Annotated in this window: 24 protein-coding genes; 14 read left to right on the forward strand and 10 right to left on the reverse strand. The window is 46.1% G+C overall.

Annotated features, from left to right (window positions below):
- Nucleotides 1–34: 34 nt before the first annotated feature.
- From hutH to smpB, 3 genes are read right to left on the reverse strand one after another with little or no spacing between them, the layout of a single operon-like run.
- On the reverse strand, nt 35–1,570 hold the full coding sequence (hutH, locus tag CFX1CAM_RS07285) for a histidine ammonia-lyase (RefSeq protein WP_087862388.1): 1,536 nt from the start codon (nt 1,568–1,570) through the stop codon (nt 35–37).
- Nucleotides 1,571–1,583: 13 nt separating this feature from the next.
- On the reverse strand, nt 1,584–2,291 hold the full coding sequence (locus tag CFX1CAM_RS07290; protein ID WP_087862389.1) for a diacylglycerol/polyprenol kinase family protein: 708 nt from the start codon (nt 2,289–2,291) through the stop codon (nt 1,584–1,586).
- A 29-nt stretch (nt 2,292–2,320) separates the two neighbouring features.
- Nucleotides 2,321–2,791, reverse strand: coding sequence for an SsrA-binding protein SmpB (gene smpB, locus CFX1CAM_RS07295; RefSeq protein WP_087863250.1), 471 nt, complete (start codon nt 2,789–2,791; stop codon nt 2,321–2,323).
- A gap of 174 nt (nt 2,792–2,965) precedes the next feature.
- Between smpB and CFX1CAM_RS07300 the strand changes: the two genes are divergently transcribed.
- Entirely contained in the window at nt 2,966–3,889 is a 924-nt protein-coding gene (locus CFX1CAM_RS07300) for a patatin-like phospholipase family protein (protein ID WP_087862390.1), read from the forward strand.
- Between the two features lie 196 nt (nt 3,890–4,085).
- A complete protein-coding gene (locus tag CFX1CAM_RS07305) occupies nt 4,086–4,736 on the forward strand; it encodes an alpha/beta hydrolase (RefSeq protein ID WP_087862391.1) in 651 nt (216 codons plus the stop codon).
- Here CFX1CAM_RS07305 and CFX1CAM_RS07310 read toward each other — a convergent pair.
- Complete coding sequence (locus CFX1CAM_RS07310; protein WP_087862392.1) at nt 4,733–5,368, reverse strand: SH3 domain-containing protein; 636 nt, start codon at nt 5,366–5,368, stop codon at nt 4,733–4,735. The genes CFX1CAM_RS07305 and CFX1CAM_RS07310 overlap by 4 nt on opposite strands.
- Before the next feature lie 100 nt (nt 5,369–5,468).
- Here CFX1CAM_RS07310 and CFX1CAM_RS07315 point away from each other — a divergent pair, with 100 nt between their 5' ends.
- On the forward strand, nt 5,469–6,068 hold the full coding sequence (locus tag CFX1CAM_RS07315) for a zinc ribbon domain-containing protein (protein WP_087862393.1): 600 nt from the start codon (nt 5,469–5,471) through the stop codon (nt 6,066–6,068).
- Between the two features lie 54 nt (nt 6,069–6,122).
- Here the strand turns inward: CFX1CAM_RS07315 and zwf are convergent, their stop codons facing one another.
- Entirely contained in the window at nt 6,123–7,625 is a 1,503-nt protein-coding gene (zwf, locus tag CFX1CAM_RS07320) for a glucose-6-phosphate dehydrogenase (protein ID WP_087862394.1), read from the reverse strand.
- Between the two features lie 287 nt (nt 7,626–7,912).
- Here zwf and CFX1CAM_RS07325 point away from each other — a divergent pair, with 287 nt between their 5' ends.
- Entirely contained in the window at nt 7,913–8,863 is a 951-nt protein-coding gene (locus CFX1CAM_RS07325; RefSeq protein WP_087862395.1) for a ribose-phosphate diphosphokinase, read from the forward strand.
- A 225-nt stretch (nt 8,864–9,088) separates the two neighbouring features.
- On the opposite strand, the gene radC is transcribed toward CFX1CAM_RS07325, so the two are convergent.
- On the reverse strand, nt 9,089–9,796 hold the full coding sequence (radC, locus tag CFX1CAM_RS07330; RefSeq protein WP_087862396.1) for a RadC family protein: 708 nt from the start codon (nt 9,794–9,796) through the stop codon (nt 9,089–9,091).
- Nucleotides 9,797–10,083: 287 nt separating this feature from the next.
- Here radC and CFX1CAM_RS11755 point away from each other — a divergent pair, with 287 nt between their 5' ends.
- Genes CFX1CAM_RS11755 through CFX1CAM_RS07345 form a run of 3 tightly spaced genes read left to right on the forward strand, consistent with a single transcriptional unit; the run spans nt 10,084 to nt 14,583 of the window.
- Complete coding sequence (locus CFX1CAM_RS11755; RefSeq protein ID WP_407923333.1) at nt 10,084–10,302, forward strand: STAS domain-containing protein; 219 nt, start codon at nt 10,084–10,086, stop codon at nt 10,300–10,302.
- Nucleotides 10,299–10,712, forward strand: a complete 414-nt coding sequence (locus tag CFX1CAM_RS07340) for an ATP-binding protein (protein WP_087862398.1) — start codon at nt 10,299–10,301, stop codon at nt 10,710–10,712. Before CFX1CAM_RS11755 ends, CFX1CAM_RS07340 begins: the two co-directional genes overlap by 4 nt.
- A 1-nt stretch (nt 10,713) precedes the next feature.
- The gene (locus CFX1CAM_RS07345; protein ID WP_087862399.1) at nt 10,714–14,583 is read left to right on the forward strand and encodes a GAF domain-containing protein; all 3,870 of its coding nucleotides are present in this window, start codon (nt 10,714–10,716) and stop codon (nt 14,581–14,583) included.
- On the opposite strand, the gene CFX1CAM_RS07350 is transcribed toward CFX1CAM_RS07345, so the two are convergent.
- The gene (locus CFX1CAM_RS07350; protein ID WP_087862400.1) at nt 14,545–16,296 is read right to left on the reverse strand and encodes a universal stress protein; all 1,752 of its coding nucleotides are present in this window, start codon (nt 16,294–16,296) and stop codon (nt 14,545–14,547) included. The genes CFX1CAM_RS07345 and CFX1CAM_RS07350 overlap by 39 nt on opposite strands.
- A gap of 386 nt (nt 16,297–16,682) precedes the next feature.
- Here CFX1CAM_RS07350 and CFX1CAM_RS07355 point away from each other — a divergent pair, with 386 nt between their 5' ends.
- The 7 genes from CFX1CAM_RS07355 to CFX1CAM_RS07385 all read left to right on the forward strand — a co-directional run bounded on the left by CFX1CAM_RS07355 (nt 16,683) and on the right by CFX1CAM_RS07385 (nt 23,298).
- Entirely contained in the window at nt 16,683–17,552 is an 870-nt protein-coding gene (locus tag CFX1CAM_RS07355; RefSeq protein WP_157891784.1) for a PfkB family carbohydrate kinase, read from the forward strand.
- Between the two features lie 20 nt (nt 17,553–17,572).
- Nucleotides 17,573–18,370, forward strand: a complete 798-nt coding sequence (locus CFX1CAM_RS07360) for a ParA family protein (RefSeq protein ID WP_087863251.1) — start codon at nt 17,573–17,575, stop codon at nt 18,368–18,370.
- Nucleotides 18,370–19,242 carry a ParB/RepB/Spo0J family partition protein gene (locus CFX1CAM_RS07365; protein WP_087862402.1) on the forward strand — a complete coding sequence of 291 codons (873 nt, stop codon included), beginning with the start codon at nt 18,370–18,372 and terminating at the stop codon, nt 19,240–19,242. Before CFX1CAM_RS07360 ends, CFX1CAM_RS07365 begins: the two co-directional genes overlap by 1 nt.
- Nucleotides 19,243–19,246: 4 nt before the next feature.
- Nucleotides 19,247–20,869, forward strand: coding sequence for an amidohydrolase (locus CFX1CAM_RS07370; protein WP_087862403.1), 1,623 nt, complete (start codon nt 19,247–19,249; stop codon nt 20,867–20,869).
- A 67-nt stretch (nt 20,870–20,936) separates the two neighbouring features.
- Nucleotides 20,937–21,605: a helix-turn-helix domain-containing protein gene (locus CFX1CAM_RS07375; protein WP_087862404.1), complete on the forward strand. Its 669-nt coding sequence runs from the start codon at nt 20,937–20,939 to the stop codon at nt 21,603–21,605.
- A 52-nt stretch (nt 21,606–21,657) separates the two neighbouring features.
- Entirely contained in the window at nt 21,658–22,527 is an 870-nt protein-coding gene (locus CFX1CAM_RS07380) for a GNAT family N-acetyltransferase (protein ID WP_087862405.1), read from the forward strand.
- Nucleotides 22,528–22,626: 99 nt separating this feature from the next.
- Nucleotides 22,627–23,298: a DsbA family protein gene (locus CFX1CAM_RS07385; RefSeq protein ID WP_087862406.1), complete on the forward strand. Its 672-nt coding sequence runs from the start codon at nt 22,627–22,629 to the stop codon at nt 23,296–23,298.
- A 64-nt stretch (nt 23,299–23,362) separates the two neighbouring features.
- Here CFX1CAM_RS07385 and CFX1CAM_RS07390 read toward each other — a convergent pair whose 3' ends face one another.
- From CFX1CAM_RS07390 to CFX1CAM_RS07400, 3 genes are read right to left on the reverse strand one after another with little or no spacing between them, the layout of a single operon-like run.
- A complete protein-coding gene (locus tag CFX1CAM_RS07390) occupies nt 23,363–24,076 on the reverse strand; it encodes a DUF554 domain-containing protein (protein ID WP_087862407.1) in 714 nt (237 codons plus the stop codon).
- 3 nt (nt 24,077–24,079) lie between these two features.
- On the reverse strand, nt 24,080–24,628 hold the full coding sequence (locus CFX1CAM_RS07395) for a cob(I)yrinic acid a,c-diamide adenosyltransferase (protein WP_087862408.1): 549 nt from the start codon (nt 24,626–24,628) through the stop codon (nt 24,080–24,082).
- 8 nt (nt 24,629–24,636) lie between these two features.
- Nucleotides 24,637–26,343 (reverse strand): ABC transporter substrate-binding protein, encoded by a 1,707-nt coding sequence (locus tag CFX1CAM_RS07400; RefSeq protein WP_087862409.1) that lies wholly within the window; start codon nt 26,341–26,343, stop codon nt 24,637–24,639.
- Nucleotides 26,344–26,411 lie beyond the last annotated feature (68 nt).

The raw sequence follows: 26,411 nt of genomic DNA on the forward strand, positions 1-26,411 counted from the left end.
AATAGTCCAATGAGTCATCATTGTCAATAAATGCCTATATTTCTAGCTCCCTGTTCAAAACCAGGGCACGCATTTGTTCAATTTCGGGAGCCCACCAGGCGTCTCCAGGCAGATAAGGGATAATTTCTCGAATTTTCTTGAAAATCTTTCCTGTTCCTGCGCCTAATACCGCCGATGGGTGCTGTTTGAGCCGTAAAACCAACGCGCGTGCCGCGACATAACACTCAATCGCTATTACATGTGCTGTGTTGGAAACAATTTGCGCCGCGTGGCGGGCAGCCGTCATTGCATTGGCGTTGTGGTCCTCTTGCTGAGCAGATACTGGCAGTGACCCAATTGAATCCGGGCTGGAAAGCGTCCGGTTTTCTAACACCAGGGAAGCGGCTGTATAATGGGGCATCATCATCCCTGAATTCAAACCCGCGTCCTCATTTTTGTCGACCAGCATCGGTGGAAGTCCACCATTAGCAGTGGCGTCAACCAGCCGGCTCGTTCGCCGTTCTGAAATTGCTGCCAGCTCAGTCAATGCGATTCCCAGGTAATCCATCACCATGCCGATGGGCTCGCCATGGAAATTACCCCCAGAAAGGGCAACACCCGGGTCAAACAACAGGGGGTTATCCGTTGCAGCATTAATTTCAATCTCAATAATTCTCTGAACAAAATCCAGCGTATCCCTGCATGCTCCCTGGACTTGGGGCGCACAGCGTAATGAATAGGCGTCCTGCACACGCCGTGCCCGGTCAACCAGGTTGCTTCCACTGATCAACGCTCGAACATTTTCTGCCACCTTGGCTTGACCCGTAAATCCTCGGGCACGATGAAGGCGCTCATCGAATGCTGCAGAACAGCCCATCAAGGCTTCAAGGGAAAGCGCCAACGAGATCTCTCCTGCCTTTAACAATGTCGCCGCGTCAAAGACAGCCAGAGCGCCAATCGCCGCGGAAAAAGAGGCGCCATTCGAAAGAGCCAGTCCTTCCTTCGCCTGTAAAATGATGCGTTCGATCCCGGCACGAGCCATGGCCATTTTTCCACTCAAGGTATCACCCTGATAGCGTGCCGACCCCGATTCAGCATCAATATCCATCAAATCAGTGGTGATAACCAGCGCAAGGTGCGAAAGCGGCGCCAGATCGCCCGAAGATCCCAACGAACCTTGCGAAGGAACAACAGGGGTTAATTGTTTGTTAAGCAATGCTAGGAGGGTTTCAACAAGTTCCAGACGAACACCTGAATGTCCTTTTGCCAGTGTGTTTGCCCGAACCAAGATCGCCGCTCTGACGATTTCATCTGGCAAGCGATCTCCCGTGCCAACCGCGTGGCTGAGAATCAAGTTTCTGCTCAATTGAGCTGAATCTTCAGCAGATATTTGAATATCAGAAAAAACTCCAAATCCAGTGTTGATCCCGTACACTGGCTTGCCGGATTGGATAATTTCTTCAACCCAACTTCGAGATTGATTGATCGCCACCTTTGCTTCTGGAGCAAGTTCAACATATGCACCGTTTCGAGCAACTGCAATGATCTCTTCTATCGTTAAATGATTGCCATCAATCTTGACTGATTCCATAGTAACTCCATTTTCAGAAGATGAATAATCCTAATAAGCTAGAAACCAGGGGAACGGTGATGTTATCAACATCACTGTAAGGCAGAGACTCGGTTATCGTTGTCGCAACCGCAATCACAGCAATCGGAAGCAGGTATTGTGACATTGGGTGGGGAAAAAAATTTTGCCAAACAAACACCCATACCACCAACACCGAGAAAACAAAACCCCCAAGGAGCATGGTCAAAGAACCTGCCAGACTCTTTTTCAGCGACCAGGGAAGTTTTATACCACCAACCTTTTTCCCAACAATATCTGCGAGACCATCTCCCCCACACAGCATCATCATCGCAACAATCCCGATTGGAGACCGCCGCCAAAAGACAATTGTCAGCACAACAAAAGCAATCCCATAAAATAAGGGGCCTCGCAGGATCTCACGTCGATCCCCGGTGCGCGACATCGCGGTCACTGCAGATGGGTCTTTAATTACACCTGCGCCCACCAGGGCAAATTGAATTGTTATTGCTAGGGGAATCAACGCGGCTAAATATGGCGCTGAAGGTGTTTCATTAAACAGCAGCCAGCAGAGAACAAAAATTGGGCCGGTCCCGATGTGGATGATTTTACGGCTGATGACGCTCGAAACCCATCCCCGATGAGCAATAAAATCGTTCAACCTCAGCCAAACAATCGCAATCAAAACGGTCAAAACAAGCGCCAACAGGTTATTATTGAGCATAATTCCCTTTCTGAGTTCCAGCAAATACGCTAATCACCTTTGCGACCTCGCCGACTTTCAAGCGTGCGCTCAATATCTCGTTCCATATCCCGCTTCTTTAGGGTTTGCCGCTTGTCGTAAATTCGTTTTCCTCTTGCTAAGGCAATTTCTACTTTGGCAAGACCGTTGCGTAAATAGAGTACGGTCGGGACGATTGTTACACCCTTCAAGCGCACACCATCCCACAAGGCTTTGATCTCACGTTTATGCAATAGAAGGCGCCGATCACGTTCTGGTTCATGGTTAAATGCGCTGGCATGTTCATAAGGTGCAATGTGGGCTCCCACCAACCAGGCTTGCTTACCGTTGGTTCGAACATACGCTTCAGAAAGCGACACCTGTCCCGCCCGGATCGATTTGATCTCAGATCCTTTCAACTCAATGCCGGCTTCAAAGGTTTCCAGGAGCTCATATTCAAATTTCGCTTTTCTATTTCTTGAAATGATCTTTTTTCCATTCATGACCTTTAATTTTAACACAGACTTGGTGCTGAAAGAACCACAAAATAACAATTAACCATCCCTGTTTGATAAACGGACACCTTGCATTGGTGCAAACCATGAGCGTTCAGGCGAATATCAGTGGGTTATAATAGAAGCGTTGTTCAATGGAGATTACCTTCGGGAAGTGAGACCATGGATATTGCATTAGCATTAGGCGGGGGTGGCGTCAGGGGCGTTGCCCATATTGGCGTATTACGCACCTTGGAAGAACACCGATTCAAGATCAAAGCTATTGCCGGAACAAGCGCCGGTGGACTGGTGGGAGCTGTTTACGCTGCCGGGTTCAGTACCCAGAAAATCGAGGATGCCATTAACGATTTTTCTCCTTTACGGTCATTTTCCCGTCAAGCCCAGGACAGCCCATCCCTGTTGGGCCTGGGCGGAATTTCCGAAATACTCGAAGGGCTTCTTTCCGATATCACCTTCGACGAACTAAAAATTCCCTTTGCAGCCACAGCGGTCAGTCTGTATACTGGCAAAGAAATTATTCTCAACAAGGGCAAAGTGCTCGATGCCATTCTGGCGACTGCAGCCGTTCCTGGCGTTTTTCCTAGCCAAAAAATTGGCGGACGGGTGCTGGTCGACGGGGGAATTCTTGATCCAGTACCTGTGCAGGTTGTGCGCTGGTTGCGTCCAGACCTGCCTGTCATCGCAGTAACGCTGCATAAACGGCCTTCGGATTTCCCTGAAGAGGAAGTGCCGCTGCCCATCTACATCCCAGGACCGACGCCAATTGTTGAACATCTTACCAACCTCAAATCTGTTCAGGCATTTAAAATTTTTGCTCAATCAATGGAAATAGCCAGCCAGCATTTAACTGAACTTTCCATGCTGGTATATAAACCAGAAGTGATCATCTCACCACCGGTCGGGCATATTGGCTTGCTGCAAAAAATTGAGGTTAGCGAAATGATTGACGCCGGCATGATCGCTACTGAAGAAGTGCTGGACGAGATTGAAGCAGAAGCCAATTGGATGAAAAAACTGCAGCGCAAAGTTAAACATCGCGTCAATCCTGATCCCCTGCCCGATTATTGGGGGAACATCAAAAGATAAGCTGAATGATTGAAGGAAGTTCTCTTAACCGATGTGAGGTCCAGTTGTTTTCCCTGCATTTGTCGCCGGCGTTAGGATTGGCCCGGCACGATTGAAGCTCGGTGATCTCCCCCTTCTGGGAATACCTATCGGGATCAAAAAACGCTCATTAAATCAATGGTTTCTCACTCCTATACCATGAAAAGGTTCACAGACAATGACCGATCATCAGCCAGAGAAAATTGAATTCGAAGGGTGGCATTTCCGCGTCCAATATCCCCGCCAGCACGCACAAAAAACGCGTGTCATGTTGTTATTCCATGGCTACGAGGGCAATGAAAACGTCATGTGGGTTCTCACTCGCCCGCTACCTGATAACTACCTGCTCATTGCGTTACGTGCTCCCATTCAGCACAGTGAAAACCAGTATGTTTGGCACGAGATTGCTTCTCAATGGCCGAATATCGATGTTTATCGCCAGTTTTCTGATCAATTGCTTATAACCATCGACCATTGGTTGCAAAAGCAGGACATCCATTCAGATAAATATGATCTGATGGGTTTCAGCCAGGGGGCAGTCGTCGCCTATGCCCTGGCTTTTCTTAAACCGGACAGGATTAATCGTGTTGCAGCACTGGCAGGATTCATTCCTTACGTCTGGCAGGCACAAATCGATGGGAGCGTGGTCAAAAATAAACACTTTTTTATCGCTCATGGGACAAAGGATGAGATTATTCCCCTGATAAAAGCACAGCAGGCTGCAGCGTTTCTGAAGAAGAACAACGCCCAAATCACCTTCTGCGAAGCAGAAATTGGTCATAAATTAAGTTCAAATTGCTTTCCTGGATTAGGTGCTTTTTTTACTTAACGCCCGCTGATTAATGCAATTACACCCAGAAAGACGCCCAGGGCACCAAGTCCGATAATAATTAATCCCATAGGCAGACTGCCCGCCCTGAAGGAATCTCCCGGTGACTCAAATGTCGGGATCTCAAGCGGCGCCGGCTCGGTAAATGTGGGCAACCGCGTGGCATCTGGGGTAATTAAAAATTGTGCTGCCAGGGTTGGATCAATAGTCCGGGTCACATTAGGCGTTGAGGTGGGTGGTGGCTCAACCAATGGAAGGTCACCCCCATAAAGTGTAACCAAGTTAGCATAAACCCAAGCAACACCGCCTCGAGCGCCCGGGTATTCTATTTGGATCCAATCTCCATAACGGCCAATCGCGTTGGCTTCTTGATTAATCAGCAAAATGCCGACCTTTTCTGTAAGTGCGTTAGGACCTGCGCGAACATTGATTTGTGTGTCTGTCGCTGTAAGCGGATTGACAACAACGTATGACCCACGAGGTGTACTGGTCACGGTTGACAATACCCCGGTAGGCTGTTGTGCTAAGGGTTCACCCGTCACCGGGTTGTAAAAGCTGAGCAAGACCAACAATATTGCCGAAAAAACCAACAAGACAGCCCAATTGCTGCGAATTTGCTTTGGATCTCTCATGTTTCTCCTTAACATTCAGACAAACGGATTATAATCTATGGCGGTGCATTAAGAAAGTTGGTCATTATTATCTGATAACGCTAGCCAGGAAGGTCAAATCATGCCCATTACTCGCATCTATCATGGTGATATCAATCCAAGCGATATTGCCCGGGATCTGATCGCATATTATCATCGCGGGGCTTACCAGGTCCAGCAAATTGGACGCGACCCGCAAATCGCCTTGCAAATCGCCACTCGCCAATTTCAGCGTTCAGGCGGCAAAACAGCGTTAACGATCACGATACACAGGGTTGATGATGGAATATCGGTTCAGGTTGGCAAACAAGCCTGGATGGGTGTGGCAGCCAGCCTGGGTGAAACCGCTTTACGAGCAATCCGCAACCCGTTTTCACTCATCGGGCGTCTTGATGATATTGCCCAGGACATTGAATCACTCCAGTTGAGCGAAGAGGTTTGGGAGGTCATCGAACGAACCCTTCAGCAACATGGGCTTGGAAAGGACCTTTCCGATAGACTCAAACGGTATGTTTGTCCATATTGCAATACGGCCAACCCGCCAGGAGAAAGCCGTTGTATCGCGTGCGGAGCACCTTTGGGGGATATCCAACCAATCGCCTGTTTGAATTGCGGATTTATTGTCAGCTCTTTAGATCGAATCTGCCCTAACTGTCAGAATCCGTTGCCATCGGGAAGTTAGGATCTAAGATTGATTATTCAAGCGCGGTAAAGGATCAAATCTTTTAGCAGAAATTTATTTGATCTTCCGCCAGCGACGATTATGACGCATAATAAAATCGTCTGCACCATGTGGCCCCTGGGTGCCAGCTTCGTAAACGGGCAAATTTTCTAAACCCTGCGACTCCCATGCATCAATAATTCCCTGCGTTAACCGCCAGGCTTCCATCACCTCATCGCTACGATTGAAAAGCGTCGCGTCTCCCTGCAAACAGTCAAGCAACAACCGCTCATATGCATCGGGGTGTGAATCACCAAAGGTTTCTGCGTAACTGAAGCGCATTTCAACAGGCTCAATGTGCATAGCCCCACCAGGCACTTTGGCGCCTAAAAATAATGTGATCCCCTCATCGGGCTGAATGTGTAATACCAGCACATTCGGTGCGTCTCCAGCCAAATTGGGTTGATCAAACAAGGTCAGTGGGATTTGAGTGAATTGAATCGCAATCTCTGTCACTCGTTTTGGTAAGCGTTTTCCTGAACGTAAATAAAAAGGAACTCCAGCCCAACGCCAGTTGTTGACAAACAAGCGGGCCGCCATGAAAGTCTCAGTTATCGAGCCCGGATCAACATTTGCTTCATCACGATAACTGGGCACGCGTTCTCCATTAATCGTTCCGGATACATACTGAGCACGAAAGGTATTTTTTATTGCCGATTTGCCTTTAATATCACTGATGGAATTCAGTACTTTGACCTTTTCATCTCTAACCGCTTTGGCGCTGAATACTGCTGGCGCTTCCATGGCTGTGAGAGATAATAGCTGTAGTAGGTGATTCTGGAACACATCTCTGACCACACCTGCACGGTCGTAATATCCTGCCCGGGTTCCCACGCCTTCCGATTCTGCCATAGTGATTTGGATGTGATCAATATTGTTACGATTCCAGAGGGGTTCAAAAATCCCGTTGCCAAACCTGAAAGCGAGAATATTTTGAACGGTTTCTTTGCCCAGATAATGATCCATTCGGTATATTTGGTTCTCATGAAAAACAGCATGAAGTGATTCATCGAGCAATTGTGCTGACTTCAGATCGTGCCCGAAAGGTTTTTCAACCACGATGCGCCGCCATCCACCAGGACAAAACTCTAAATCTGATTGACCGATTTTTTCAACGATATCCGCGTACTCACTCGGTGGAGTTGCCAGGTAGAATAGTGTATTTTTTATACCCAAATCACTTAAAAGCTTGCTTAACTGTGTATAACCCGCTCGATCCTGAAATGCCGACTCAATATAATGAGTTCGTTCAACGAGTTGGTTGAGCACTTTTTCGTCAACGGGTTGAGTGCGGGCAAAATCCCTTATCGCCTGACTTAATACTTCCCTCATTTTTTGATCATCCCAAGGGCGTCTGGCGAAACCGATGATATAAAACGGCTGAGGCAGATGATTAGATTTTGCGTTTTCATATAGCGCAGGTATCAGTTTTCTATGCGAAAGGTCGCCCGTGATACCAAAAATCACAATTGCAACGCTTTCGGTACATGGAAGATTTTTCACTTTAATAGCATCCATTGTGAACTCCAAAGAAGTTGATCTAAAAAACAATTCCTTTTATTAGGAGACAATTCTACCTGAATCCCTAAAAGGTATTGCATTTTCCCCGGGGTCAATTTGAAAATGGATGTGGATACCAATATTCGAGAAATTTGGATTGAACTTGGAGATCAATCCCTGGCTTTTTCCCTTCCAATGATATTTTCATTGTTATACATAGCAAGTCTCGATTTTTCACATGAGCATCGATTATAATAAGAGTGCCAATAAATATTTTTAAATACGGCAGCATAAGAAAGGAAAAAATGACCAGAAACACGTTAAGGATCTTCTCGGGAAATGCCCACCCAGAACTGGCAAAGGAAATTGCTGAAATACTGAAAGTCCCCATGGGTCGGTCAACCACAACGATCTTTCCCGATAGCGAGACCTATATCACCATCGATGAGGTCGTGCGTGATCAGGATATTTTTATCGTCCAACCATGCAGTGCTCCCGTAAACGAACATCTTATGGAATTAATGCTGTATCTTGACGCCTTCCGACGCGCCAGCGCAAATTCGGTGAGTGTACTCATTCCTTATTTTCCTTATGCACGCCAGGATCGAATGGCAAAGGGCAGGGAAGCAATCAGTGCCCGGGTCGTCGCGAACATGCTCGAGACCATGGGAGCAGACCGGGTGATCTACATGGATATTCACAACACAGCCATCCAGGGATTCTTCAACATCCCGGTAGATCCACCTTCGGCTATCCCGGTATTGTCGTCTTACTTCAAAAAGGAGCGCTTTAAAAATTATGTCATCGTCAGTCCGGATGTCGGTCGGGCTGACGTTGCAGGCAAGTATGCTGAACAGACCGGCCTTCCCCTGGTGGTGATGCACAAACGTCGCGACTCGGCAACGGAAACACACACAACCCATGTTGTGGGTGACATTCGTGGAAAAAGCCCGATCATCATCGACGATCTCATGGCCAGCGGCAGCGTTATGCTTCAGTTAGATGCGCTTTACGATGCTGGTGCGGTTGGGAAAGCCTATTTCGCGGTTACCCATCCGGTCTTACTACCAACCGCCATTGAGTACCTCAACAATGACGACCGGATTGAGAAATTGGTCGTGACCAATACCATCCACATTCCTTTAGAAAAACGAGTTCCGAAACTCGAAATCCTCTCAATTGCGCCCTTATTAGCAAAAATTATTGATCGGATTTATCATGGCAAAAGCCTTTCCGATTTGTTGGTGTTGACATAAAACACAGCGCGATGAAATTGGTCTCTAAAGGTTTTGTTTCGGTTTATATCAGTTGTTTGAATGTGGTTAACGACTGATGCACATGCGCGTTTGATGCCCAGTCCATAAACGTTTTCAGAACGGCGCTGATTGCGCAGCAAATTTGTTTTACACGCCTATCACATGGAAAAAGGATGTACTAAACTGGTTTGTCCCCTGATGAATTTCGTGATGCCTATTCAAAACTTAAGACGGCCACAGCTCCGGATGCAACGATTTTATAGAAACAAAACCCTTTGTGCCAACCACCACATGGTCCAAAATCGGCAATTCTAGCATATTTCCTGCTTCGATCAACATTCGAGTCAGATGAATATCTTCAGGACTGGGCGAGGGATCACCACTCGGGTGGTTGTGGACAATAATCAGAGAGGCAGCATTGTGACGAATTCCGGATTTGAAAATTTCTGCAGGTCTTATCGTAGAAGCATTTAACGAGCCTCGGTAAAGTTGCTCTGTTCGGATATGATGATTCCGGGTGTCCAGCAGCAAGATCCACAATTCCTCTTGTTCAAAGTGCGCCATTTTATACTGAACCCGGTCCGCAACATCTTGAGGGCTGGTGATCAACCCCCGCTCTTCGGGTTGCTTTTTTGCTATGCGAATTCCCAGCTCGATTGCTGCTTTTATTTGAGCGGCTTTGGCTGGTCCGACACCATCAATTTGGCATAACTCAGAAAACGTTGCTCGCTGCAATCCTTCCAATCCTTCAAAATGATATAGCATTCGTTGCCCCATTTGCACCGCGCTCATTCCATGTGTCCCAACGCGTAATAAGATCGCCAGCAGCTCTGCATCATTGAGAACACTGGCTCCCTGTTTCTCCAAGCGCTCTCGTGGTCTTTGTGACTGTTCAATGTCTTTAATGCGGTACCCAACTTTATTGTCTGCCATGGTGTTCCTCTCTTTGAGCTGCACGGTCTGAATTCAAAATTAGCGACCAATTTCAAATTCGGATCTAAAAATTGTCCAAGCGTGCATCCCTTTTTTAAAACCCAGGATGCATCATGATATAATTCACCAATGATCAATCACATACCAAGATAAAACATGGAAATAATTGTTAGCCAACATCGCAACTGTGATCGGATTAAAATAACAGGCAGGATCGATAGTCTCACAACACCTCACTTTGAAACTGTGCTAAAATTCCGTTGAACGATGACCATTATAATATCATCGTGGACTTGCTGAATGTGAATTTCATCTCAAGTTCTGGCATGCTTAACATTGTGAAACACCAACACAAATTAATCAGGCAAAACAAAGGCGAAAGCGTCTTTTTACACGTACCAGAGCTTGTTAATCAAAGTTATGAAGTGGCTGGATTCAACACCATTTTTAAATTCTTTCAGGATTTTGATTCTGCAAAAATTGACTTCTCGAGATCTAATAAATGAAAACCAAAACATACCCCGCAAATTACAAAAGTCTGGCAACCATCAGCCAATTTATCATTGAACAAGCAGAGGATGCAGGGTTCTCACCCAAAGATGTTTATGCTATCCAAATTGCAGTGGATGAAGCTTGCTCGAATATTATAGACCATGCCTATGGTGGTGAAAATCTGGGGGAGATAACCATTAAATTCAACAATTTTAAAAACAAAATCCAAATCATCCTCATTGACAAAGGCAAACCCTTTATCCTGGAAGATGTACCCGAACCGGATTTAACTTCACCGCTTGAGACTCGGAAAGAACGCGGGTTAGGCGTTTTCTTCATGAAAAATTTCATGGATAGCGTTCTGTTCGAATTTTCCAAGTCGGAAGGCAATATCCTGACGATGGAGAAGAATAAAGGAGAATAACTTGGGTACTAAAAAACCCTCCGGGGTTCTCCATTTGCTCACTTTCGAAACGCTGATCAGTTTTTTTGAGCAATTGACGTCGTTTGGTGAGTGCGCCGGACAAATCGGGTTTTTAGAGGTTTTTTTTCAAGAGCATTTTTCAGCCTCGGTTTATGTCTGGTTGAAAACACCACATAAATCAAATACTTCAAGCATCAGGCACATCAATCTTCCCTTTGATCCAATTACATTTGCTGATAACCAGTCCTCAGAATTGGCAAAGGCTCATACCTTAGAAATAGAAGAGGCTTATTGGGCGATCTTTCCACTGTCCCAGGGAGATGAATACTTTGGGAAGCTGATCTTGTCAAGAAATATCCCCTTTACAGAACAGGAAGTAACCGTCTTGGAACAATACTCGGCTGTCGCTGGGCTAGCCATTTTCTCAACTTTGCAGGTTCAACTTCAACATTGGCAGCAGAAGCAATTGAAACTGGTTCGGTCGGTCACCATGCGAGTTTCACAGATCACAGACCTCACGCGTTTAACGCAGGAATTATCTAGACTGATTCAGGAAACCTTCAATTATTATTATGTAGCCGTCTTCCTGATCCAGGATGATACTGGAAGGCTGCATTTTAAAGCCAGTGCTGGATCTGATGAAAGTAAACGACCTGAATTTGAACTGGACGAACATCCCGGGTTTGCCCTTGGCGAACACATCATTGGCTATGTTGCCCAAACTGGTTTGGAATTGGTGGCAAATGATGTAACCAAAGAACCGCGATATCATTCCGTCGATTCTTTGGTTGCGACCCAGGCTGAAGTTGTCATTCCACTCAAAGTAGAAAATCGCATTTTTGGAGTTCTTGATATTCAATCCGATGTCAAGAACGCTTTTGATCACGAGGACTTGTTGGTTTTGCGTGCTCTGGCAGACAATATCTCTATCGCGATAGAAGGTGTGCGGCTTTACCAGTACGCCCAAAAAAGAGCTGAACAGCTTGCTATCGTTGCAGATGTGAGTCGAGCAGTGACTCATCTCCTAGATATTGACGAATTGCTTCAAAAAACCGTCACATCGATTCACGATCGATTTAAAATTCCATATGTGCATCTCTATACGATTGATCCTGTACATCAACAAATTTCTTTTAAGGCGGGTAGCGGGGGTCGAACAAAATTCTATCAAAAAGCTGAAATCTCATTCAATATCAATTCAGAAATGGGTGTCTTATCCTGGGTCGCACAGCATGGTCAAACCAGGCGTGTTGATGATGTTAATCAAGAGCCCCTCTTCCTCCCGGCGCCAATTCTCCCGTCAATTGAAGGTTCTGAGATGGTAGTTCCCCTGTCCTTTGGCGATCAATTATTAGGTCTTTTAGACCTTCAAAGCGATGAAACAAACGCTTTTTCTGATGAAGATCAACAATTGATGGAAACGCTGGGAGACAACCTTGCTGTTGCGATCCGAAATGCCCGCCTTTATCATTCTGAACAATGGCGTCGACAGGTTGCTGAAAGCTTAAAAGATGTTGCCGGGCTTTTATCAAACAATATTGCTTTAAGTGATGTTTTGATGGCAATTTTAGAAAATTTGCATAACAATCTTCCCTGTGATGTTTCTGGCATCTGGTTGTTCAAAGATAATCATGTCTCAGTAAATACCTTGGAGTCACAGGATTTATACCTTGCCGCTTACAAAACCTCCCCTACATTCTCTAATGATACCTTGGCACATTTATCCTTTAAACCAGGCGAATGGACAAAAGCAGTTTTAACCCAAAAAGAACCCGAAGTCCGCAAAATTGATGGTCCTATTGGACCAATTGCCGCACTTTTAAATTTGCCACGGGACCATTCAGCCATTACTGCGCCTCTAACCATCGGGGACGAGGTGATCGGCATGTTAACGATGATTCATCACACGGCTGGACGCTATGGTTCTGAATCTCAAAAAATCACTGCTGCGTTCGCCAGTTATGCCGCAATTGCCATTCAAAACAACCGCCTTTATGCCCGGTCGCAAGAACAAGCTAGGGTATCAATGATCTTATTGCAGGTTGCCAACGCCATTCAATCGTTAACAGATCTCGATGAATTAGCAGCGACCATTGTTCGGATCACACCCATGGTTGTGGGAGTCAAAGGTTGCGCACTCATTCTCAGATCTTCTGAAAGCAATATCTTCCAACTGTCTGCAATGTATGGTATTACGGACTCTGAGGGAGATCATCATGAAGAGCCACTGATTTTATTATCTCCTCCGATATTAGAGCGGCTCTTGGTTGATCAAGCCCCAATTCATGTCACCGACCCGCAAAAGGATCTTAACCTTCCTGAAAACATTGCCAATCAATTTGTAAGGAACACCCTGATTCTGTTTCCTCTGACAGCCAGACACGAAATTATCGGCACGTTTCTGCTTGCCACCGATCCAGTATTATCCCAACAAGAACAACCCTCTGATGTTTTTGGCGAAGAGCGCTACAAAATCATTCAGGGTATCATGCAGCAAACAGCAATTGCCATTGATAATATTCGCCTGTTTGAAGCCCGGCAGGAAGAAGCCTACATCTCAGCAGTCTTGCTTCAGACTGCCCAGGCAATTGTCAGCAGTGCCGACCTTCAGGACACACTCGACTCGATGGTCGATATCATGCCCATCCTAATCGGGATAGAATCCAGTTTGATCTATCTCTGGGAAGAAAAAGGAGGGTATTTTAGCACTGCCCACGCGACGACACCCAGCTCGGTTGACACACATGCGCTTTTAAAACTGACTTTTGAACCGGGCGATTTTCCTATGTTGGATACAGTTTTCCACAACAATCGAGCCATTGTGCATCCATTTATTGAAACAGTTCTCCCTCCAGAAGATTGGGATCTGGCGCTTCCGGATGAAGATCAAGTTGACCCCACTCCGATTCTACAAACGCACTATCCATTGTTGATGGGTTTTCCTCTTTCGATTAAGGACCAGGTTTTCGGTGTACTGCTCGCCCAGGATGACAGCTTTGCCACCAACCGGGAACGCAGGTTTGAATTATTAAGGGGAATCGCTCAACAGGCATCTCTGGCTATCCAGAATGACCGATTAAATAAAGAGATGCTGGATCGCCACCGTCTTGAGCGTGAATTTCAGCTTGCCAGAGAAATACAGCAAACGTTTCTCCCGAACCAGATCCCCGAACTGTCGGGATGGGAAATGGATGTCCGCTGGGAAACTGCCCGTCAGGTCGGTGGAGATTTTTACGACTTTTTCATCCTCCCTGATGGCCGTCTGGCATTTTTAATTGCGGATGTTTCGGACAAGGGTTTGGCAGCATCCTTATATATGGCAGTTACACGAACAATTTTACGAACTGTCGCCCTTGAATTTGATTCTCCTGCTACAATCCTGGAGCATGTTAACGACCTGCTCCTGGAAAACTCGCAAAACGGCCTTTTCGTAACCATTTTCTACGGTATCTTGGATTTGAATACAGGTTACCTTTCGTATACCAACGCTGGACACAATCCTCCGGTCGTCATCAGGCCTCAGTGCAATGATGTGATCACTTTGCGCAAAGGCGGCATTGCTCTGGGCGCTCTGCCAGATATTCACTTATCCCTATACGAAACCATCCTCAAAGATGGAGATTGCCTGGTACTGTACACAGATGGCGTCACAGAAGCTTTCAATCTTCAGGATCAGATGTATGGTGAAGAGCGTTTTGTTCAGGTTTTACAGGGATTAATGGGGACAAGCACTTCCAAGGTTCTGGAAACACTTGAGAAGGACCTGGATATTTTTCGAGACGGTGCTCCGCTGAGTGACGACACAACATTATTAGCCATTCGTAACACAAAGTTATTGAGCAACAAGAACGGGGACATGCGTTCCGCGTAGCACACCGTCCACCGTGCTGCCAAAAATGATCTCCAAAACTGGAGAGAAGCCATAGCCGCCCATGATGATCAGGTCGGCATTAATGTCTTCAGCGACCTGTAATATCACGATGTTTGTGGGCTTTGTAGGTTTGCGAAAAATTTGCCTTACGCCGTCCAAACCCAGGTATTCCACCGCATCTGATAACTTTTGTTGTCCTTGAGCCTCATCTTGATCCACAACCACAACGGATAAATCTTTGTCGTAACGACTGGCAAGGTACGTGGCAATATACAGCGCTTGTTTTCCCTTCGGACTGCCGTCATAAGCCAGCAACATACGATTCATCTCGCTTAATTCATTGCACACAAAAAGCATTGGGATTGTGCTTTTACGAACAATTCTACGCATACCTGATTTGAGCCGAGCAAACCGATTGGTCGAAGGCGGATGATCCAGTTTTAACACAACCAGATCATTGACCTTGTTCCTATTTAAAATCGTTTCTGCAATATTACCTTGAGCAAAAACCAGGTTGCCGTGTACTCCTTTGTCTTCAAGGCTTTCAGAAAAATGTCTGATGATCTCTTGTTCTGACACTTCCGGCCCGATCCAATCGAAGCCTTTTTTTATAACAAGGCCCCTCACATCAGCGCCTTCCAGTGCTCCGACCCTTACTGCCTGTTCAAGCGCAATCCAACTTCCTGACTTTCCGCTAAACGCTACGAGGATATCAGAAAACAACTTGTTGTGGTGGCGATTGATATTTAATTCATGCCCTTCATGGATTTTCTCACCCCGTGTGCTGCTTATCATAAATTCGTTGTTTTTCTTTCTGAACCAGCGTTTAATGGTGCGAAACATTTGTCCACTTTGTTGGCGCAGTAGATCCAAAGCAGCTTTTTCTGGCCTTACGGACCACCCCAATTGCTCTTGTAGATAAGCTTGATGATCAAGGATCCAAATATAGAGATCCGTCTCAGTTCGTTCAGGAAATTCCTTCATCAAATTCTGATCACGGATAATTTCTATCAGAGGTTGGTAAACATGCTCATACCAATGCCAAATCGCTTCATCCCAGGGTATTTCACGTTGCTGTTCCAAACCCATGTAATGTCGGTGAACGTGGATGTGTTCCTCAAGAATCAGGTATTGACCAGGAGAAGTTAACGAAAAGGTTGCGTCTGGAATAATCGAATCGATGTTAGTGTTTTCGAGGAATTTGCTGTATTCAGCCTTTAGAATAATATCATCCGGCGAATCCTCTGGGGTTATGGGGACACGCGTCTTAATTTCCGTTACGTAGGCTTCCAGTTCTTCCATTCCCATTTGCTTGGCAATCGACACACGGTGGTTGCCGTCTAAAACGAAATAAGCCTCTCCGATCTTATAAACCAGGATTGGTGGCAACCCCACTCCTCCAGGTTTTGTTATCGCAGCTTTGACGTTAGCCCAGCGCTCTATATCCGCATCCAGCAGTGGGAGAAAATTTCGATTAAAATCCTGGTAGCGATTCACACTACCAACAATCGCATTTACAGGGATTTCTTGCAACCCTCGTGATGAGAAACCGGTGCTCCTAATTCTCTGGGAAATGTCATTGAACCGTAGCAGGTCCAAAGATTCACCGGTGAAGGCAGCCCAAAGGCGCTGTAACCTTGCCTTTGCCCGCGCCCGCCTGAAGTCTTCTAATGCCCTCACGTATTCGATTTTGTTTTCATTTCCAGGCAGCATTTGACACCCAAATAACCTTTGCGCAAAATAAAAGAATGATTGTTATTCGCACACTGTTTATCTTACTGATTAACCAGCTTATTGACAATATCCATCAACTGGAATTTTTTAATGCATGGATTAGAAATCCAGGATGATTTTGGGAAATGCAGATCAACGGATTTCTATCACCAACATCAAATGAATCAATATTGATGTCACATGGCTATGTTTTATTAAGGTAATGGTTTAATAAAGAGGCAGAAACTCAAGCTTTCAGGGCTAGCGATGTTATCTATTCCGATTCAAAATGCCAACAGGTATTCATGCTATAATTTCGGAGACAAAACGCAGAACCCAAAATGATTTACCGGTTCATCAAACCTTGGAATATGAAGCAGCCAACAATGGATCAAGCAACAACTCTTCTTCAGCCCACAACGATCAGCGCATTAACTTATCTGGTCATCGGACATGTCACCGCAGACCTGACGCCCACAGGGATTCGTTTGGGGGGTACAGCAGCATTTTCGGGGTTAACGGCTCAGGCTTTAGGTTTAAGAACAGGAATAATTACCGCTTGTGCACCGGAGTTGAATACTCTGCGCATTAAATCCCTGTTGTTGTTTACAAAAATTAGCACACAATCCACCACCTTCGAAAATATTTCGGACGGCACGCAACGAGTCCAATATCTCTACCACCTGGCTGAACGGTTAACCGTTGAAGATATCCCCAGGTTTGACCCCGCACCGGATATCATTCACCTTGGCCCGGTTGCCAATGAAGTGGATTGGAAGATTATCCACAATTTCCCAAACAGCATGAAGTGTCTTACACCTCAGGGCTGGATGCGGTCAAGAAACTCAGAAAATCAAGTCCACTATCAACACTGGGATAACTTTGAACTTGCCCTTTCACATTCAGACGTTGCTGTCATCAGCCTTGATGACGTTCTCAAAGATGAAGCCTTGATTGCAGAAATGGCCAGCGCAATCCCTGTTTTTGCAGTGACTGAAAACTATCGTGGCGCTCGGGTTTACTGGAACAATGACGTCCGTTTTTTTAAAGCACCTGAGGTAAAATATGTAGACGATACAGGTGCAGGCGATATTTTTGCAACAGCTTTCTTTTATCGATATTTTTTCACCAAAGATCCCTGGGAAGCTGGCCGGTTTGCGGTGACGCTTGCCTCTAATTCGGTAACACGCAAGCACTTGGACAGCATTCCTTCAGCAGAAGAAATAGCTCATGCAAAAATTCAGCTGATCGGATGAAGAAGGATTCAGTGATGGCACTGGGCAGAATTTATACAATCGTTAATCAAAAAGGCGGCGTTGGTAAAACAACCACAGCGATTAACCTGGGGGCTTATTTAGGTTATTTTGGGCAACGAGTTCTCATTGTTGATATCGACCCGCAAGCCAATGCCACTTCCTGTCTTGGAATCGACAAACAAACAGTCAATGGCGGCGCCTATAACGTATTAATTGGCGCCCAACCCATCCTCTCCCAAATACTCCATAACCCCAGATTTAAAATATCCATACTCCCCTCCACGCCTGCGTTGGCTGGTGCTGAAATTGAGTTAATTGATATGCAGAATCGGGAGTTCACCCTGAAAAACGTTCTTGAACCCGTCAAATTTCGTTATGACTATATCTTAATTGATTGTCCCCCATCACTGGGCTTACTGACTCTCAACGGGCTTGTGGCAGCAGCCAATGGGGTACTCATTCCTGTTCAATGTGAATTCCTGCCCCTGGAAGGTTTGGGGCAGTTGACCACAACCATCAACCTGGTAAAAAGCTCATTATTTGGAAGTTTGCAAATTCGTGGCGTCATCCTCACCATGTTCGATAGGCGGACGAATCTGGCTGCAGATGTCGTCAGAGAGGTAAGAAATCACTTCGGAGACCGGGTCTTTGATGCAATTATTCCTCGTTCCATCCGTCTGGCTGAAGCACCATCTTACGGATTGCCAATCTCTGTATATGCACCGGATTCCATTGCCGCACACGCTTATAAAGCCCTGGCAAGAGAATTATTACTTGCGGACCAAGTACAAATACCGATCGTTCAGGAGACAAACTAATGGCACGTAGACCTGGCTTGGGAAAAGGGCTGGATGCATTAATCCCATCAAGCGATGAAAAGATATCAAACGGTTTGACCACCACCGGCAGCCGCATCCTGCACATCCCTGTTGAAAACATTTTCCCAAACCCTCAACAACCGCGCAGTAAGATCGAAGACAAAACTCTGGAAGAATTGGCTGCATCAATTCATGAACATGGCATCTTGCAGCCGTTAATTGTCACAAAACAGCACGACCAGGAGAAATATTTCCTGATCGCGGGTGAACGTCGTTGGCGGGCGGCACAACTTGCCGGTCTCACCATGGTGCCAGTCATTGTACGTACAGTCACAGAGCAAAGCCAATTAGAACTGGCATTAATTGAAAACTTACAGCGAAGTGACCTCTCACCCCTTGAAATGGCTGACGCCTATCATCATTTGGTTGAAGATTTTTCCCTGACGCACGAGCAAGTCGCTGAGCGGGTAGGAAAAAGCCGCACAAGTGTGACCAATACCTTGCGTTTGCTAAATCTACCGGAACAGGTCAGAAAATCCCTTGCTGAGAACCTGATCACTGAAGGTCATGCTCGAGCACTCCTTGGGCTGTCAACGGAAGCAGCACAATATTCAGTGCTGAGCATCATTCTTCGAGATAGTCTAAATGTTCGCCAAACCGAAGCCCTGGTTAAAAAAATGAGTGGAGAAAGACCCCCTTCCAGGACGAAACCCGGCCCCACCCCCCAGATCAGAGCGCTTGAAAACCGGCTCAAGAGTTTCTTTGGCACTAAAGTGAGCTTGCATGACGGACAAAACAGTGGGCGCTTGATCATTTACTATTATTCAGACGAAGAATTAAACGCGATTTTGGAAAAGATTCTCCCCGAATAATCCAATGATCATTCTTCACAACGCGAACATCTTCTCACCGGATCATCGCGGTGCTACCGCGCTTGCGATCGAAGACGACTGCTTCATAGCTGTAGGAAATGATGCAGAAATTCTCGCAAGTTTTCCATCCAGCGCTAAAACCATCAATTTGCACGGCATGACCATATTGCCTGGATTAATTGATGCTCATATCCATCTACGCCATTTGGCTGAAAGCATGTCAATCGTTGATTGTGAGACATCCACCCTTCAGGAATGCCTTTTGCTAGTAAAAAATGTCGTTGAGCGTTTGCCAAAGGATGCCTGGGTTAGAGGTCATGGTTGGAATCACAATCAATGGCGAGAGGGCTATGGCAACGCAAACCTGCTGGATCAGGTATGCGAAGAAAGACCCGCGTACCTGACCGCCAAGTCCTTGCATGCAGGCTGGGCAAATAGCCAGGCATTGAAACTGGCAGGGATCGACGCAGAGACACCGGATCCGCCAGGGGGTGTCATCCAGCGCAGTGCAAATGGTCAGCCAACGGGTATCCTTTTAGAAGCAGGTGCGATGAACTTAATCGAGACGCTTCTTCCCAAGCCCACTGTGGAAGACACCATCCACAAGATGAAAGCCCTCTTGCCTGAGCTCTGGAAGGTTGGCTTGATTGGAATCCATGATTTTGACGATTACACTTGCTGGATGGCATTGCAAGTGCTCAACCAGGAATGCTCAACACTTTTGCGTGTTCATAAACAAATCCCCTTCACAGACCTGGATGTGTTCATCAATGCTGGGATGAGCACCGGTTTCGGTGATTACCGCCTCAGTCTGGGTGGCGTGAAGCTCTTCTCAGATGGCGCATTAGGCCCGCATACCGCAGCGATGCATGAGCCATATGAAGGGACACACACCACGGGCGATCTCCTGTTGACCGAAGATGAGATTGTTGATATCGGGTGCCATTCAGCGAACCATGGTGTTGCGCTGACCGTTCATGCCATTGGCGATAAGGCAATTCATATCGTTTTGAACGCCATCGAGCGGATCAGGATTTATGAAGAAATTCATCATTATCCTCATTTGCCTCACCGCATAGAACATGTTCAGATCATCACTCCTGATGATCTGCCCCGGTTTAAAAAACTGGGTGTTATCGCCTCAATACAGCCAGTGCATGCACCTTCAGATATGGTCATGGCAGATCGCTTCCTTGGTCAAAGGTCACATTATGCTTATGCTTACCGCTCAATCCTGGATGCTGGCGCTGACTATGTGATGGGCTCTGATGCACCTGTCGAACCCTTTAATCCTTTCTATGGGATACATGCAGCGGTAACTCGCCGCCGACTGGACGGTTCACCCGGGGATGAAGGTTGGCACCCCGATCAGCGCATCTCACTTGCAGAAGCCTTACAGGGGTTTTCTCTTGCGCCCTGCTTGCTTGCAGGTCACGGGCGTCAATTGGGAAAAATATCACCCGGTTACCAGGCTGATTTTCTTATTCTTAAAGAAGATCCTTTCAAAATTCACCCACACGATTTAGGGTCCTTAAAACCCCTGGCAACCTTCATCGCCGGCGAATGCAAGCACAATAGTGTTAATTTCCCATTCGAAGTTCAAAATATACTGGGGCAATTCGTCTAATAAGCTGGCATGCGCTATAATAGGAGGACATCGTATTCCAAACGAATTCAATCACAGGACGTTTCTGATGACAGAATTAACCGACCACATCCCTGAACGGATTAAAACCATACGAAAGAGCAAACGTCGCAGCATTCATGATTGCGCGACCATACTGGGCTTGTCGAAGGGGACTTACCTCAACATTGAAAAAGGTTTAGAGCCGATCACCTTGCCAGAACTCGAGTTGTTGGCTCTTTATTTCGAAGAAGATCTGTCTGTTTTCCTGAACAGGGATCAATCTCCCAACGCAAATACCGCCTTTTTGGACGCAAACCTTCGTTCACAATACGTCCGGGTTCGAGACAAAATGCTGTGCGCCCTGATCAGCCTGGAGATAGATAAGCAGGCGGTAACCCTGGATGACATTCAACAAGCCACCCGCATTCCTATGGAAACTTTGCAAGCCTATGAAAATGGAACTGCAGCAATACCCGTTGGAGATCTGATCAAAATTTCAGTTTTTCTGGGCATTCAAATCGATTCTCTTTACAAACCCCTATGGTTAAATAAGCCTGAGCTTGAAGAGGATGTCAGCAAAGATGCCTGGCAGCCGGAATATCCAAAATCGGATATCCAGGAAAGTTCAGATGATGAAGAACCTTTTACTGACATCATGAACGCACTTCGTCAAGTTTCCAAACAAGACCAGGCATTTATCGCAAAGTATTTAATCGAGAAACTCAGATCGATATAAACCAACATGTTAAATTCAACATTGACTGATTCGCAGGTATCGTTTCTGAAATATGCACGATAGCCAGCTCTTTTCTTCGAAGGACAGAATTATCAGCGCTGCAACCAGTGAAGATCTACGCGAAATTACCCATTTTCTCAGTCAGAACTACCGCATTCATCAACATTTAGACTGGTTCAACGCGCCAGAATGGATTGGTCAACAGCCCTTTCTGGTTGAAAAATACCAGCAGCGGATTTATGCAATACTCCTTGCCGCGCCCGAGGTACCGGGAGCGACCTGGATCCGCTTATTTTGCATTAAAAATTCCGGGATGCTTGAACCCACATGGCAACGTCTGCTTGATCATGCCATTTTATCGATTAAATCAATGGGAATAAAAACATTGGCTGCACTCGGTACCAGCAGATGGTTTACAACCTTGCTTTCAGGAACAAAATTCGAGCAGATAAATAACATCGTTTCTCTTGAAAAAAAATGTTCGTCCGTGTTTGTGAACAACTACCCTTCACAAATTGAAATCAGGTCCATGAACGAAGATAATTTGCCTGAAGTCGCACAGATTGACCATGCCGCTTTCACTCCAATCTGGCAAAATTCACTGGCAAGTCTCAAGAAGGCTTTTCAACAACAAGGCGTCGCAACGGTGGCCGTCTGGAAACAAAAAGTCGTTGGATACCAAATCAGCACCTGGTGGAGCTTTCATGCTCATCTGGCTCGCCTTGCAGTACATCCCGAGCAACAGGGACAACACATTGCATCGATGCTGGTCGGCGACCTGCTAACCCGGTTATTAGCAAAGGAAATTACTCATGTGACAGTGAATACACAGGCTGATAATCATTCATCTTTAGCTGTCTATTCAAAATTTGGGTTTCAACAAACAAGTGGGGTAATCCCCGTCTATCAACGCGCCCTGTAATCCGATCAATTAACCCTGAAATTAATAATTTTTTTACTAGACAATGCAACGCAATTGTGAGAGAATCAAGCCATTACTTTGTCATTGGAGATCCTTTTTATGTCAACAAACCCTGCAAGACAACAACTGATCAGAAAAAAACGCCTGGAACAGAAGCGAAAAAAAACAAAGCGATTCCTTTTCATAACACTTGGGATCGTTTTGCTAATCAGCCTCGCAGCTGTTCTTCCCAATTTGCTGCACTCTAAAATAAATTACAAAGATAGCGCCGGTTTTACGCTTGGAAATCCGGATGCTCCGATAAAAGTGGTAAATTTTTCGAGTTTTTATTGCGGCTATTGTGCAGCCTTTTCAATGAACGATGAGCCAGAATTCATCAAAAAATATGTTGATACCGGTGAAGTTTATTATCGCTACGTTAACTTGGCCTTTTCAAGTGATGAGGGAACGCAAAACGCAGCCAAAGTCGCGTATTGCGTTGCAGAACAAAACCTTTTCTTTGAGTTGAAACCGAAACTTTATTCGGCTGCCGGGAACCAGGGCAGTTTTTCAATTACCAATTTGACCCGCCTGGCTGAATCCGTGGGTGTGGAGCGTGAAGAATTAGAAGCCTGCTTGACCAATAATGGCGCCCTTAACGAAAAACTCGCTGAAGATCTCCTCTTTGCTCAATCCGTTGGTGTCACCGGTACCCCAAGTTTTTTAGTCAACGACCAGTTAGTTTATTCGAATCAGTTGGTGCCACTGGTTGAATCATTGCTTGGGCGTTAATAAGGGAAGTTGAGAGCGAACCCCGGTTGCAAACGCGCAAGAAGCCGTCACAAATCCGAATGACTTACCCGCCAAAAAATTGTTCCAATAAGAACACGATTAATGGCGTAACCAACAGCGCCGGAAGGAAGCTACCGGTCCGGATTTTCTTGATTTCTAACAAACTATTAAGGGAGACAGCAATTAATATCAATCCGCCTGCGGCTGTCATTTCAGTAATCATGGCAGTCGAAAAGAACTGGCTGAACAACCCGGAGGTGAGTGCGATTCCACCCTGGTAAATCAAAATGCTTAATGCAGAAAAGGCAACACCAACGCCTAAAGATGAGGCAAAGGCGATCGAAGCAAATCCATCCAAAATTGCTTTGATGGATAACATTTCATAATTCCCGGTCACACCATCTTGTATGGCACCCAAAATCGCCATCGGGCCGATGACAAATACAAGCGAAGCCGTGACAAAGCCCTCTACAAATTTGGATTGCGTCTCCTGGTGTGAACCTTTGCGTACAAACAGTTGTTTTAATTTCTCGCCAATACGGGTAAGGCGTTCTTCTACTTTCAACCATTCCCCCATTAACGCGCCGATCAACAACCCACCCAAAGGCACCAGGGGATTGGATGTTTCTAAAAAGGACATCAATCCAAAGGCCAGAGTGAACAAACCCAACCCGTTGACCACGGTTTCACGCAGTTGTGAAGATAGGCGGGCACTGATCACAATTCCCAAGATAGAGCCGACCACGATGGTCGCAACGTTGATCAATGTGCCATGCATTGATCAGGTCTCTTTTGCCAATTGAATATCGTTCCCGGTGTTCAAAGCTTCGTATACTTCAACCATAAACAACAACGACGATAAGCGATTGAGGTATGCGATCAATAATTGCTTTTTGATTAATTCTGCCTCCAACAAGCTAACAGCCCGGCGCTCCGCTCGCCTGACAATGGTGCGCGCCAGATCAATTGCGCCGCTGGCTGGTGAGCTGCCCGGGATGATAAATTCTCTGGGCAGAACAACAGCATCCTCCAGTTCCTCAATTTGTTCCTCGAGCCAATTGATATGATCCTGGTTGAGGCGATCAAACTGAGCTGCCGTTTCAGGAGATGCTGACAATTCAGTCATTAACAAATACAGGTGTTTTTGAACTTCTAACAATACCATTTGCGACTTGGGGTTTGCACAAAGAGCACGAGCCAGGCCAATCGCGGCGTTGGCTTCATCAACGCTTCCAACAGACTCAATCCGCAAAGATGATTTTGAAATTCTGCCTTTGCCTAAATATCCTGTTTCCCCCTGGTCTCCATCCGATGTGTAAAAAGGGGACATTCATCCTCTCATTCTTCAATGACCACAGGCGCTTCCTTTGTGGCAGCCGTGTTTAAGTCACGCCCGGTGAGGATAAACCACTCCTGAACGTTTTGAAACCGATCGCCTGGCTCAAAAATTGGACCCAGGACAATTCCATTAATATCCGAGCTGATCGCGTAGGTGTAGGTCGAGTAAAACAAAGGTAAGGACGGCATTTCTCGGTTAAACATCACCTGGAAATTTCGGTAAAGTCGCTCTCTTTCACCCATATCCACTGTCATTCGAGCCTGCTCTAAAAACTCGCTGGCAGAACGATTATCCCAATCCGCATAATTTTGACCGGAGAGCGTTTGTGCCTGCCCCCAAAACGGGTATGGATCAGGATCGGGTGAACGCATCAGGTTGATTTCTACCAAAGCCACCTGGTAGTCCCGTGCTTCAAGATCAGCCAGAACGCTTTCGTATGGCTTGGCGTTCAGTTCAACCTGAAGCCCCAGGGATTCCCAATCCGATTTGATCATCTTCGCAATTCGTGTATGTTTCTCAGTGGAAGGGTGCTGCAAGGTGATCGCAATCTCTTGGCCACTATCGGTAACGTAAAACCCAGTTTCCTCATCTTGCACTGCACCTGTTGCCTCAAGCAGGCGCCGTGCCTCGAATGGATCATAACGAACACTTTCAAGGCTATCATAATAAGCCCAAGTTCCGGGCATAATCGGGCCATTGGCCATAACAGCCTGACCCCGGAAAACCTCATTCACAATACGTGACTGGTTGATTGCAGCCATTAATGCCTGTCGAAATTCGGGCTCTTGCAGAAAGCTAACCTCAGGATTGTTCAGGTTGAGATACACAATTGAGAGCAATGGCGCTCTCACCGTAAAAATCGAAAGTTCGGGTTCTTTTAAAACCTCACTTAATATTGAATCGTGAACCCACGCAATTCCCTCAACTTCTCCGCTTCGAAAAGCGTCCAGGGCTTTTTGAGAATCGGGATAATATCGAAAAATAAACTCATCCAGATATGGACGACCCAGGTAGTATGCATCAAACGCCTCGAGAACCACGCCGATGATTTGTTCGTTGTCAACCAGCAAACGTTGAAACCGAAATGGACCGGTGCCTACCGGCGCGAGGTTGAAAGGGTGATCGATCATTTCTTCCAGGCTCAGTCCGCCAAGCAAGTGTTCGGGGATGATGCCAAAGGTTAAATAATCCAGAAAAGGTGCAAAAGGTTCAGGAAGGAGAAACTGCATCTGAGTTTCCGACAAGGCCACGACCTCAACTTGCGACCAGAAGTTATGCAAGTCCTCGGGGATTAAAGGGTGATTTGATTTTAAGAAATCAATGGAAAAAAGCACGTCACTGCTATCGAAGATTTCACCATCATGCCAGAAAACATCATCTCGCAAAGAAAAATTATAAACAGTGCCATCAAATGAAACGCCCCAAGATTCAGCCAGATCCGCCTGGGGGATACCGCGCGAATCGAAGCGAATCAGGCCATTAAACAGCAGCCGGCTCACATCTTGATCGGGAGGATTGTAAATGCTGAGGAAAGGATTCAAACGCATGAAACTTCCGACCTGCGCTTCAGTATAAATCCCGCCTGAAATCGGTGAAGGCGTGGAGACAACTTCAACATCATCCTCAATTTGTTGAAGAATCAACAAAATGCCAACAATCAACCCGGTAATCAGAATGGTTAATAATTGCCAACGGAATTTTTTCATGATGTTAATATAAAATGGGCAACCTCGTTCTTGATCAGTTGCCCGCTTTTTCCTGATCAAAGTTTACA

Origin of the sequence: Brevefilum fermentans (assembly GCF_900184705.1) — a bacterium.
GTDB classification, from domain to species: domain Bacteria; phylum Chloroflexota; class Anaerolineae; order Anaerolineales; family Anaerolineaceae; genus Brevifilum; species Brevifilum fermentans.